Here is an 11,509-nt window from a genome sequence, read left to right on the forward strand (position 1 = left end):
GTCAAGCGCTTCACCACGAACGGCATGGCGACCGATCAGGGCAAGACCTCCAACATGCATGGCCTGGCGATTGCCGCCGAGACGCTGGGCAAGCCGATCCCGGAGGTCGGCCTGACCACGTTTCGGGCGCCCTATACGCCGGTGACCTTCGGCGCGATCGTCAGCCATGCGCGCGGTCCGCTGTTCGACCCGACACGCAAGACGGCGATCCATCCCTGGGCCGAGGCCCAAGGGGCGGTGTTCGAGGATGTCGGCCAGTGGAAGCGCGCCTGGTATTTCCCCAATGCGGGGGAAGACATGCACGCTGCCGTCGACCGTGAATGCGTCGCGGTGCGCAAGACGGCCGGCCTGTTCGATGCCTCGACGCTGGGCAAGATCGAAGTGGTCGGGCCGGATGCGGCCAAGTTCATGGAACTGCTCTACACCAACCCATGGGAGAAGCTGGAGCCCGGCCGCTGCCGCTACGGCATCATGCTGCGCGAGGACGGCTTCATCTATGATGACGGTGTCGTCGGCAGACTGGCGCCGGACCGTTTCCATGTGACCACGACGACCGGCGGCGCGCCGCGCGTCATGAACCACATGGAGGACTATCTCCAGACCGAGTTCCCGCATCTCAATGTCTGGCTGACCTCGATCACCGAGCAATGGGCGGTCATCGCCGTGCAGGGCCCGAAGTCACGTGACATCATCGCGCCGCTGGTCGAAGGCATCGACATGTCCGACGAGGCACTGCCGCATATGTCGGTGCGCGAAGGCAAGATCTGCGGCGTGCCGACCAGGCTGTTCCGCATGTCGTTCACCGGCGAGCGCGGCTTCGAGGTCAACGTGCCTGCCGACTATGGCCAGGCCGTCTGGGAAGCGCTGTGGGCTGAAGGTCAGAAACATGGCGCTGCCGCCTACGGCACCGAGGCCATGCACGTGCTGCGCGCCGAAAAGGGCTATATCATCGTCGGCCAGGATACCGACGGCACGGTCACGCCGAACGATGCCGGCCTCGACTGGGCGGTGGGCAAGAAGAAGACCGATTTCGTCGGGATCAGGGGCATGGCGCGACCGGACCTGGTCGCCAAGGGCCGCAAGCAGCTGGTCGGTCTCAAGACCAAGGACCCCAAGGTGGTGCTGGAAGAAGGCGCGCAGATCGTCGAGGACCCGAAGCAGGCGATTCCGATGAAGATGATCGGCCATGTCACTTCGAGCTACTGGTCGGAAAATTGCGGCCGCTCGATCGCGTTGGCGCTGGTCGCCGGCGGCCGCGATCGCATGGGCGAAACGCTCTACGTGCCGATGCCGAACGGGGTGATCGAAGTGGAGGTTACCGGCATGGTGTTCTTCGACGAGACGGGAGGGCGCCTCAATGGCTAAGGCCGCTGCAAGAAAGACGGCTCCGGCTGCATCGCCTTCGGTAGAACGCCGTCCGGCGCTGGCTGGACGCAGCACTTCGGCGACCAGCGTCAAGGTCGAGGTGCTGCCGCCGGCTGAGCGCATGTCATTGCGTGCGCCGGAGGCTTCGGTTGCAGCGCTTTCGAAAGCGCTCGGGGTGACCTTGCCGAACAAGCCGAAGACGTCTGCCTCGAAGGGTGGGCGAACCGCCTTGTGGCTCGGCCCCGACGAATGGCTTGTTGTCGACGAGGCCGGTAACGATCCGCTCGCCGATTGCGCCAAGGTTTCCGTGCTGCACTCGGCGGTCGGCATCTCGCATCGCAACATTGCTATCGCCGTGACGGGCGCCGGGGCAGCAGCGACGATCAATGGGGGTTGTCCGCAGGATCTATCGCTCGACGTCTTCCCGGTGGGAGCAGCGTCGCGCACCATCCTGGGCAAGACGGAGATCGTGCTGCTGCGCACAGCCGCCGACACCTTCCGGGTTGAATGCTGGCGTTCCTTCTCGGACTATGTTTTTACTTTCCTGTCCGAGGGATCGCGCGACGCAGCGGTCTGAACTCGGAACGTTTTGCAGGGCACGCTCGTTCTGCATCCGCACGCCGAGGGAGAATGCCGATGCCGTCGAATTCCGCGCCGAAGTCGCCGGTCAAGAAGACATCGGCCGTCCGCTCGCTCGAACATGAGCGGCACGAAGCGCCGAGCGCCGAAGAGGAACTCGAGGAAGGTCTCGAAGACACGTTCCCGGCCAGCGATCCGATATCGATCACCAGCACGTCCATTCCCGGCGCGCCCGCGAAACCCGGCAAGGCCAAGACCGTGCCCGGGCGCAAGAAGCGCAAGACGTAGAGCGGTTCATCGTTTCGCGGAAACGCCGAACCGCTCTCCTTTTTCATTTTAGCGCAATTCCGGACGGAAAACCGTTTCACACTTTTCCTGGAATTGCTCCAGTTTTCCATCGGACCAGATCGGATCGGACCTTCTCAATCCCATTGGACATGCTATTTAAAGCGCTTTGGGAGATGAAAATGCCGACAAAAGCGATCGTTTGGGGCGAGAATGTCCATGAGCAGACCAATGCCGCCGTGCGCGACCTCTATCCCTTGGGGATGCATGGCACCATTGCCGCGGCACTCAACCAGGACAAGGGCATCGAGGCGACCACCGCCACCTTGCAGGAGCCCGAACATGGCCTGAGCGAGAAGCGCCTGGCGGCTACCGACGTGCTTTTGTGGTGGGGCCATGCGGCGCATGGCGACGTCAAGGACGAGATCGTCGAGCGGGTGCAGAAGCGGGTGTGGGAAGGCATGGGCCTGATCGTGCTCCATTCCGGCCACTACTCGAAGATTTTCAAGCGGCTGATGGGCACGCCCTGTTCGCTGAAATGGCGCGAGGCGGGCGAGCGCGAGCGCGTCTGGGCGATCAACCGCGGCCACCCGATCGCGCAAGGCATCGGCGATTGCCTGGAGATCGGCGAGACCGAAATGTATGGCGAACCCTTCGCCGTGCCGGAGCCGCTCGAGACGGTGTTCGTCTCCTGGTACGAGGGCGGCGAGGTGTTCCGGTCAGGGCTGACCTACCAGCGCGGCGCAGGCAGGATCTTCTACTTCTCGCCCGGCCACGAGACCTATCCGATCTATCACAATGAGGGCGTGCAGCAGGTGCTGCGCAACGCGGTGCACTGGGCGCACAACCCGGCGCCGGCATGGTCCGGCATCACCAATGCGCCGAACGTGCCGACGGATGCGGCCAAGGAGAAGATCGTCCAGAAGGGGCTGCGCCTGCATGCCGATGGCGACAAGGGCCTGAGTTGATTAGGGGCTTGAGTTGATTTGGGCTTGAGTTAAGCGGGGGCTTGGGTTGATGCATCGAATTCTTCTGCTCGGCACCGGCGGCATCGCCGGGCATCATGTCGAGGAGTTTGCCGGAATTCCGGGCTGCAGCATCGGCGCGCTCGCCACGATCGTGGCGAGCCGCTACATGACCGGCCACGCCAACGATCTGTCTCTCGCCCTGCACGGTACTAGGGGCGCCATCAAGGTCGAGACCGACGGCAAGGTATCGAACCTGTCTGCCTGCCTGGGTGGGGATGTCGATCTTCAGCGCTGGCAGACGCTGGCGCTGCCCAGTGTCAAGCGCAATGCCCGGCGCTTTGCCGACGCGCTGGATTCAGGCCGGAACGGCGATCCATCGTTCCGGCGCGCCGCAGACATGCAGAAGCTGATCGACGCGGCCTTCGAGAGTTCAGCGGCGAAGCTGCCGATCTCGATTGCCTGATATCCTGTCGTGGCCTTAACCCGGGCGGTCTGCTGTGAAGCGGTCAACTGGCATTGCCATCGCGCCAGGCGGTCTGGCCCATCAGCCGGTTCATGGTGGAAAGGTACTCATCTTCCGAGGTCGACCAGCGCAGCCTTGCCATTTCCTCGGTATCCGGACCGGCGAGATAGCGCAGTCGGTGCGACGGATCGGTCGCTGCCGCAAAGATCGTCGCAACCACCCGCTGTTCGTCCGCATCCGGGAACGGGTAGTTCATCATCGACTGCATCATGTGGTAGAAGTAGGGCTTGTACGTTGCCGGGACCGAAACAGCCTCTGACGCCGTCATGGTGTTGGAGGTGAAGCTGGTGGTGCGCATGGCTCCGGGTTCGACGAGCTTGACGAGGATGTTCTGCGATTCAAGCTCGTAGGACAGCGATTCCGACAGGCCTTCCACGGCATGCTTGGTCGCGGTGTACAGCGCCAGCAGCGGTACGGCGGCCAACCCGACGCCCGAGGTGATGTTGATGATGGTGCCGCCGCCCTGGTCACGCAAATGCGGGATCGCCGCCTGCATGACATTCATCATTCCAAAGACGTTGGTCTCGAAGATGCCGCGGATCGTCTCCTTCGCGGTGGCCTCGAAGATCGAGACGACACTGATGCCGGCATTGTTGACGACGGCGTTGATATGTCCGAAGCGCTCGATGCCAGCGGCAATCGCGGCCTCGATGCTTGCGGGATCGGTGACATCGAGCGGCAGCACAAGCATTTGATCGGCATGGCCGGCGGCGAGACTCTGGTCCGGCTTTCGCATTGTCGCGATAACGTTCCAGCCTTGGGTGGCGAAGTGCCTCGCCGTGGTCTTGCCGAGCCCGGACGAACAGCCGGTGATGAGGACGGTATTGGTCATTCACATAACTCCTTGAGGTTATGCGGCTGATCTATGTAAAGCGCTCTGGCTGATCTATAACGAGGAGTGCCAATTACATTACGGATCGTCTCATTTGGACCCTTTGACCGATATTATCGCCCTGTTGCGCCCAAAGACGCTGCTGCTCGGCATCTTGCGGCAACCGGTGAGTGGGGCATCCGCTCGCCCTACCAGACCGATCCCACCTTCTATCTGGTGACCGAAGGTGAATGCTGGTTCCAGGCCGAGAATGCCGATGCCGTGCGGCTGTGCGCGGGGGATTACCTGCTGGCGGCGCAGCCGTGTTCCGCGTGTTTCGTCAGCCATATCGGCGCGAAGCTCGTTCTCTCCGACGCCGAGTTCAAGGAACGCAACACGATCGACAACGAAGTCCGGGTCGGCAGCAGGACGGAGGGCCCGACGACGCGCATACTTGGCGGCCTGATCATCTGCGATCCGGCCAATGCCGACCTGCTGTTCGGCCTGCTGCCGCGCTTCACTCATATCCGTGCGGCGGAAGATGTCGGTGAGCGGCTCGCAGGCCTGATGCGTATCATCGTCGATGAAACGCATGCTGCCAGGCCGGCCAGGGACATGGTGCTGTCACGGTTGATCGAGGTGATGCTGATCGAAACGCTGCGTCGCGATGGCGCGCAACGCGCATCACAGCCTCAGGGCCTGCTTGGCGGCCTCGCCGATCCGCAATTGGCCAAGGCACTGACCCACCCACATCCATTCGAATGTCGGCAGGGCGTGGACGATTGCCGAGTTGGCGAAAACCGCCGGAATGTCGCGCTCGCGATTTGCCCGACGCTTCGTCGATGTCGTCGGGGCGGCACCGGTCGAATATTTGCTGGCATGGCGCATGGCGCTGGCCAAAGACGCACTGCTGCACAGTCAGAAGCCGCTCAGCCAGATCGCTGCCGATGTCGGCTATCAATCGCCAAGTGCTTTCAGCACCGCCTTCAGCGGCAAGGTCGGTTGCGCACCAACCCAGTATGCCGCTCGAAGCCGGGGCGAGACCATGCCCGGGGAAACCCGGGCGGGTATGCAATCAAACCTCAGAATGCGCTCGGCACAATCCACGGGTTGACGCTGATGCCGAGGCGCGGGCCCTTGCCTTCGGCGGTGTTTTCCGTGACGCCCTTCTTCTCGACCGAGCCGGTCGAAGCGCAATCGAGCTTCACGTTGGTCTTGGTGTCGATGCAGGTTGCAGTCGGCGCATGCTTGACCGGGTGGGTGGTGTTGGCGGCAAAGGCCGAACCGGACAGTGCCAGCACGGCGGCGAGGGTGAGAAGGGTCTTTTTCATTGTCAGTCTCCGTTTTCGACGGGTGAATTTTTCTCGTACATGTACGATGCACTGTACAGATACGTCCGTCGATCGCGAAGTTCAAGCCAAAACCGTACGCGTACGGTAAATTTTTTGTTAACCAAGAAATTCGCCCTGATGCTGGGAAGGGCGGAGAGGAAATATGGAAACGAACGGAACTGGCGTTCAGCAGTTGACCAGTATCTCGGTCAGCGGTGGCACGTCTTGCGTGCTGAGCGTGGCAAGCGTAAAATCGCACATCCGCTTCACGAAAGCCTGCGGATCTCCGAAGGGGTAGAACGGAAAGGTGATGAGCAGCGAGATCGTGCCGTGGCCGACCGCCCAAAGCATGGTGGCGATGGCGCGCGGATCGCCTTGCAACTTGCCGGCGGCGACGCAGGCCTCGACCCGGCTGATCAGCGCTTTCATCGCCGGGTTGCCCTCTTCCATGTCCTCGTAGCTTCTGCCTTCCGGCAACTTGGTCTTTTCGGTCATGAAGACAGTCCGGTATTCGTTGGGATTGCCAAGCCCGAACGCGGCATATTCCGTCATCACTGCCTGCAAGGCCTCGATCGGATCGTCGGACGAATGCCCCTCGATGCGTCGGGCAAGCGTCTCGAACGCATCCTCGGCGAGCGCGAACAGGATGTCCTGCTTGTCGGCGAAATAGGAATAGACCGACATCGGGGCATAGCCGACCCGCTTGGCCAGTTTGCGGATGGTTAGCCCTTCATAGCCTTCTTCCTGGACGAGCTTATGGGCGGCCGCGACCAGCTCGGAGCGCTGTTCTGCCTTTTGTTTCTCGCGGCGTGTCTGGACGCTCGGCGGCAAAATCTCGTGCCTTCGTTGGGATGGTGCGTGGCTAATTATATACGCTGTACGAAAACGAACAAGGGCGCGGGAAGTTCCCAAACGGAAGGTGTCAGATCGCGCCGACGCCGCCGTCGACGGCCAGCGCATGACCGGTCATGAAGGAGTTGGCGGGGTCGGCGGCGAACAGGATCGCCGTAATCACTTCCTCCACTTCGGCCACCCGCTTCATCGGCACGCCGCGCGTCAGCTCGGCCAACGCCTCTTCTTCCGGCACGCCGGAGACGCGCACGAAGCCGTCCACCATCGCCGTCCTGGTGTGGGCGGGGCAGATCGCGTTGATCCGCACACCCTTGGTTGCGTATTCGGCCGCTGCCGATTTTGTCAGCCCGACGACGCCATGCTTGGCCGCCGCATAGACCGAAAGTTTTGGCGCGCCGACCAGCCCGGCGACCGAGGCGATGTTGACGATGGCGCCGCCCTTGCCGTTCGCCTTGAACTGCCGTTCCATCTGCGGAATCTGGTGCTTCATGGCATAGAACACGCCGAGCAGGTCGATCTCCAGGACGCGGCGGGCCTCGTCCGATTCGACCTGCGGCAGACGCACGAAGCTCTGGACGATGCCGGCATTGTTGACGGCGATGTCCAGCCGGCCGAATTTTTCGACCGCCAGCCTGACCAGATCCTCCGACAAGCCTTCGTCCGCTATGTTGCCGGCGAGGATCGCCGTCTCGACCTGCAGCGTGCCTGCAAGATCGGCGAGTGCCTTTTCGTCGATGTCCGATAGCACCAGCTTTGCGCCTTCAGCGGCAAAGCCTTTCGCCGCACCTCGGCCGAGCCCGCCGGCAGCACCCGTGATCAGCACCGTTGCTCCGTCGAAGCGGCCCATCACGCCTCCTTGTCGATCAGTTTGGCGGCAAGATGCGAAAGCAGCTTTACTGCCTCGCCATAGGTCCTGGCTTTTTCCGGATTGGAGGCGTTGCCGTCCAGCGCCCGCTTGAAGACGCCCTGGCAGATCGCAGCCAGCCGGAAGAAGGAAAAGGCGAGGAAGAACGTCCAGTTGCCGATCCCGGTGAGCCCGCGCCGCCGGCAGTAGCTGGCGACGTAGTCCTCCTCGGAAGGCAGGCCGAGTGCGGAACGGTCGACACCACCCAGGCCGCGAAAACCCGACGCGTGCGGCAGCCGCCATTGCATGCACTGATAGGCGATATCTGCGAAGGGGTGGCCAAGCGTCGACAGTTCCCAGTCGAGCACCGCCAGAACCTGGGGCCGATCGGAAGCGAAGATCAGATTGTCCAGCCGGTAGTCGCCATGCACCAACGAGACACGGCCGTCATCTGCGGGCATATGCGTTTCCAGCCAGGCGATCAGCCGGTCCATGTCGGCGACAGTGCCGGTTTCCGAGGCGCGGTACTGGCTGGTCCAGCGCGCCAGCTGGCGCTCGAAATAATTGCCCGGCCGGCCGAAATCGCCGAGCCCCACGGCCTCGACATCGACATCGTGCAGCGCGGCGAGAGTGTCGTTCATGGCATCGTAGATGGCGGCGCGTTCTTCGTTGCCGCCTGCCTCCGGCAGCGCCGGATCCCAGAAAATGCGGCCGTCGAGGAAATCCATCACGTAGAACATGCGGCCGATCGGCGAGGCTTCGTCGGAAAGATGCAGCATCCGCGGCACAGGTACGGCGGTGCCGGCAAGCGCGCCCATCACTCTGAATTCGCGGTCGACCTGATGCGCCGATTTCAACAACTGCCCCGGCGGCTTGGCGCGCAGCACGTAGCGGCCGCTTGCCGCCGTCACGAGATAGGTCGGGTTCGATTGGCCGGATTTGAATTTTTCGATTGCAGCAAGCCCGGAAAAGCCCGGTATGTTCGCCTCGAGGTAAGGCGCAAGCGCTGCCTGGTCGAGAACGTTCGGATCGCTCATGCCGTCTCGGGCTGGCGTTCGATCAGGGTCAGCGTCAGCCAGCGCGCGGTCAGCGCCGGTTTCTTCGAACCCTCGATCTCGATCGTCACATCATGCGCCGTCTGCACCCAGCCCGACGGCCTGACCTTGACGTCGGCCAGCACGAAACGGGTGCGGATGCGCGCGCCGGTCTTCACTGGCGCCAGGAAGCGCAGCGAATCGAAGCCGTGGTTGACGCCCATCTTGCTGTTTTCCAGCGGCGGCATGGTCTCGAACGTCATCGCCGACAACAGCGACAGCGACAGGAAGCCGTGCGCGATGGTGCCGCCGAACGGCGTCTCGCGCATGGCCCGCTCGGGGTCGCAGTGAATGAACTGGTGGTCGTCGGTGGCATCGGCGAACTGGTCGATCATGCGTTGCGTGACCACCCGCCACGGCGACACGCCAACCTCCTTGCCAACATTGGCCAGAAGCACATCGAGACTGATCGGTTCCACGCTCATGTCCTCCAGTTCACCTCCGGCTTCTGTGGCCGGAAAATGTCATTCCTTGAACAGCGTCAGCCCATGCTGCACCGACTGTCCGCCGTCGATCGGCAGGATGGCTCCGGTGACATAGCTGCCTGCACGGCTGCACAAATAGAGCGTTGCGCCGGCAATGTCATCCGGCGCCCCGATACGGCCGATCGGAACATGGCCGCCGACATGTGTGGCCTGTTCTTGCGTGCCGGTGGCAAACGCCGTCATGCGGCTCTGGAAGGGGCCGGGGGCGAAAGCGTTGACGGTGATGCGGCGGGCGGCGAACTCGAGCGCCAGTGTGCGCGTCAGATGATGAACCGCGGCCTTCGAGGCGGTGTAGGAATAGGCGTCGTCGGCCAGCGGCTGCGTGCCCATCACCGAACCCAGGTTGATCACCCTGGCCGGATCGGCGTCACTGGCGGCGGCATCGAGCAGCGGCAGCAATTCGCGCGTCAGATGGAAGACCGCGGTGACGTTGACACCGAGCACCTTGGCCCATGCTGAATAGGGAAAGCTCTCCAATGGCGCGCCCCAGGAGACGCCGGCGTTGTTGATGAGAATATTGAGTTTCCCGGTCCGCGCCTTGACCTCGGCGACGAGTGCGGCAATGCCGGCTTCGCTGGAGACATCGCCGGCAAAGCCTTCCGCCCGGCCCGGTGCACCAAGTTCGTTCAACTCGGCAGCGACCTTGATGCAGTCATCGCCCTTGCGCGACGCGATCATCACACTGGCGCCGGCCTGCACCAACGCGGTCGCCGCCATGCGGCCGATACCGGTCGCGGCACCCGTCACCAGCGCGGTTTTGCCGGCCACCGAAAACAGCTCGTCCAGATAGCTCATCACAATCCTCAGTGCTCGGCATGCGGGCAAAACAGTTCGCGTTGACAAGGCTATCCGAAGTACGGTCATCCTTGCCACTGACAAAATGCCTGGCATGTATGAAGGGTTAGCGACCGATGACGGAGATGAATCTCGGCATGACCGAGCGGCTGAAGCCGATCCACGCGCGCGTCGCCGCCATGGTGCGCGACGAAATCATGCCGCTCGACAAGGAGTTTCTGGGCGAAGTGGGCAAGGAAGGCGACCGCTGGGTCTATAGTGCGCGCCAGAGCGAGATCCTCGAAGGGCTGAAGAAGACCGCAAGAGAGCGCGGCCTATGGAATTTCTGGCTGACCGGTTCTGAACGCGGTTACGGCCTTTCCACCGTCGAATATGCCTATCTGGCCGAGGAGATGGGCAAGGCGCATCTCGGCGCCGAGACCTTCAACTGCTCGGCGCCCGACACCGGCAATATGGAGGTGCTGGAGCGGTACGGCTCGGCCGACCACAAGAAAGAATGGCTGAAGCCGCTGCTGGACGGCAAGATCCGCTCGGCCTATCTGATGACCGAGCCGGACGTCGCCTCGTCCGACGCCACGAACATCGCCATGCGCTGCGAACGCCAGTGCGACGACTATGTGCTCAACGGCGAGAAATGGTGGGCCTCAGGGGCCGGCGATCCACGCTGCGCCATCTACATCGTCATGGTCCGGACCGGCGGCGATGAAGAGCCGCAGCACCGTCGTCATTCGATGATCCTGGTGCCATCAGACACCAAAGGCGTGACCAAGGTGCGAGCGATGCAGGTCTATGGCGATGACGATGCGCCGCATGGCCATATGCACCTTCGCTTCGACAATGTGCGGATACCGGCGTCGAACCTGATTCTCGGCGAGGGCAGGGGGTTCGAGATCGCGCAAGGGCGGCTCGGTCCCGGCCGCATCCATCACTGCATGCGAGCCATTGGCCAGGCCGAGATGGCGCTGGAGATGCTGTGCCAGCGTTCCGTGCGCCGCGAGGCCTTCGGTCAGCCCCTGGCAAAGCTCGGCGCCAATTTCGACATCATTGCCGAATGCCGCATGGAGATCGAGATGGCCCGCCTGCTCTGCCTCAAGGCGGCGTGGATGATCGACCAGGGCGATGCGCGCGCCGCGGCTCCCTGGATCAGCCAGATCAAGGTGATCGCACCCCGCGTTGCGCTCAAGGTCACCGACGAGGCAGTGCAGATGTTCGGCGCGCAAGGCATCAGCCAGGACACGCCGCTGGCGCGGTCGTGGACGCATCTGCGCACATTGCGCCTTGCCGACGGGCCTGACGCCGTGCATCGCCGGCAGGTGGCGCGCACCGAGCTGAAAAAATATACGCAGGAAAAGGTCTGAGCGCCGGCATCGTCATCAGGCGATGCCGACAGGTCCAAGCAAGGAGTGTTCCAATGACCGTCCCCTCCGAAATGAAGGCGCTGTTGCTGGTCGGCGATGGCTACACCAGGACGCCGAGCGGCAGTGTGCTGGAGGCGATGGAGCCCTATCTCGAGCCGGGCAACATCGCGGTGCCGACACCCGGGCCGACGCAGGTGCTGATCAAGGTCAGCCTCGCCT

General features: G+C 63.0%; 15 protein-coding genes and 1 pseudogene. 8 read left to right on the plus strand and 8 right to left on the minus strand.

Translation table 11 applies throughout. The features are described 5' to 3' along the window. From EN993_RS23025 to EN993_RS23045, 5 genes are all read left to right on the plus strand, one after another. Positions 1-1,365: glycine cleavage T C-terminal barrel domain-containing protein (locus EN993_RS23025; RefSeq protein WP_281040572.1), on the plus strand; the 1,365-nt coding region annotated here is incomplete at its 5' end. Continuing rightward, positions 1,358-1,942, plus strand: a complete 585-nt coding sequence (locus EN993_RS23030; RefSeq protein ID WP_127264908.1) for a sarcosine oxidase subunit gamma — start codon at positions 1,358-1,360, stop codon at positions 1,940-1,942. The genes EN993_RS23025 and EN993_RS23030, both read left to right, overlap by 8 nt. A gap of 59 nt (positions 1,943-2,001) precedes the next feature. Next, complete coding sequence (locus EN993_RS23035; protein ID WP_109661205.1) at positions 2,002-2,232, plus strand: hypothetical protein; 231 nt, start codon at positions 2,002-2,004, stop codon at positions 2,230-2,232. Between the two features lie 179 nt (positions 2,233-2,411). Next, a complete protein-coding gene (locus tag EN993_RS23040; protein WP_127264909.1) occupies positions 2,412-3,197 on the plus strand; it encodes a ThuA domain-containing protein in 786 nt (261 codons plus the stop codon). 49 nt (positions 3,198-3,246) lie between these two features. After that, entirely contained in the window at positions 3,247-3,660 is a 414-nt protein-coding gene (locus tag EN993_RS23045; RefSeq protein ID WP_245468940.1) for a hypothetical protein, read from the plus strand. 43 nt (positions 3,661-3,703) lie between these two features. Here EN993_RS23045 and EN993_RS23050 read toward each other — a convergent pair whose 3' ends face one another. Next, on the minus strand, positions 3,704-4,552 hold the full coding sequence (locus EN993_RS23050) for an SDR family oxidoreductase (RefSeq protein ID WP_127264910.1): 849 nt from the start codon (positions 4,550-4,552) through the stop codon (positions 3,704-3,706). Between the two features lie 66 nt (positions 4,553-4,618). Here EN993_RS23050 and EN993_RS37920 point away from each other — a divergent pair. Then, positions 4,619-5,137, plus strand: a pseudogene (locus tag EN993_RS37920) (cupin domain-containing protein); the annotation flags it as partial. Between the two features lie 78 nt (positions 5,138-5,215). Here the strand turns inward: EN993_RS37920 and EN993_RS37925 are convergent. After that, positions 5,216-5,419 carry a hypothetical protein gene (locus EN993_RS37925; protein WP_245468942.1) on the minus strand — a complete coding sequence of 68 codons (204 nt, stop codon included), beginning with the start codon at positions 5,417-5,419 and terminating at the stop codon, positions 5,216-5,218. On the opposite strand from EN993_RS37925, the gene EN993_RS37930 reads away from it, so the two are divergent. After that, entirely contained in the window at positions 5,340-5,645 is a 306-nt protein-coding gene (locus EN993_RS37930; RefSeq protein WP_245468941.1) for an AraC family transcriptional regulator, read from the plus strand. The genes EN993_RS37925 and EN993_RS37930 overlap by 80 nt on opposite strands. Here the strand turns inward: EN993_RS37930 and EN993_RS23060 are convergent. From EN993_RS23060 to EN993_RS23085, 6 genes are all read right to left on the minus strand, one after another. Next, on the minus strand, positions 5,614-5,862 hold the full coding sequence (locus tag EN993_RS23060; protein ID WP_127264911.1) for a DUF680 domain-containing protein: 249 nt from the start codon (positions 5,860-5,862) through the stop codon (positions 5,614-5,616). The genes EN993_RS37930 and EN993_RS23060 overlap by 32 nt on opposite strands. Before the next feature lie 186 nt (positions 5,863-6,048). Further along, entirely contained in the window at positions 6,049-6,693 is a 645-nt protein-coding gene (locus EN993_RS23065) for a TetR/AcrR family transcriptional regulator (RefSeq protein ID WP_127264912.1), read from the minus strand. A 91-nt stretch (positions 6,694-6,784) separates the two neighbouring features. Continuing rightward, positions 6,785-7,561 carry an SDR family oxidoreductase gene (locus tag EN993_RS23070; protein WP_127264913.1) on the minus strand — a complete coding sequence of 259 codons (777 nt, stop codon included), beginning with the start codon at positions 7,559-7,561 and terminating at the stop codon, positions 6,785-6,787. Continuing rightward, positions 7,561-8,595 carry a phosphotransferase family protein gene (locus EN993_RS23075; protein ID WP_127264914.1) on the minus strand — a complete coding sequence of 345 codons (1,035 nt, stop codon included), beginning with the start codon at positions 8,593-8,595 and terminating at the stop codon, positions 7,561-7,563. Before EN993_RS23075 ends, EN993_RS23070 begins: the two co-directional genes overlap by 1 nt. Continuing rightward, positions 8,592-9,077: a MaoC family dehydratase gene (locus tag EN993_RS23080; RefSeq protein WP_263495443.1), complete on the minus strand. Its 486-nt coding sequence runs from the start codon at positions 9,075-9,077 to the stop codon at positions 8,592-8,594. The genes EN993_RS23075 and EN993_RS23080 overlap by 4 nt, the downstream gene beginning before the upstream one ends. Positions 9,078-9,116: 39 nt before the next feature. Continuing rightward, complete coding sequence (locus tag EN993_RS23085) at positions 9,117-9,932, minus strand: SDR family oxidoreductase (RefSeq protein WP_109659178.1); 816 nt, start codon at positions 9,930-9,932, stop codon at positions 9,117-9,119. Positions 9,933-10,048: 116 nt separating this feature from the next. On the opposite strand from EN993_RS23085, the gene EN993_RS23090 reads away from it, so the two are divergent. Then, positions 10,049-11,290, plus strand: coding sequence for an acyl-CoA dehydrogenase family protein (locus EN993_RS23090; RefSeq protein ID WP_127264915.1), 1,242 nt, complete (start codon positions 10,049-10,051; stop codon positions 11,288-11,290). Positions 11,291-11,509: the final 219 nt, after the last annotated feature.

The sequence above is a fragment of the Mesorhizobium sp. M7D.F.Ca.US.004.01.2.1 genome, from assembly GCF_003997785.1.
GTDB lineage: Bacteria > Pseudomonadota > Alphaproteobacteria > Rhizobiales > Rhizobiaceae > Mesorhizobium > Mesorhizobium loti.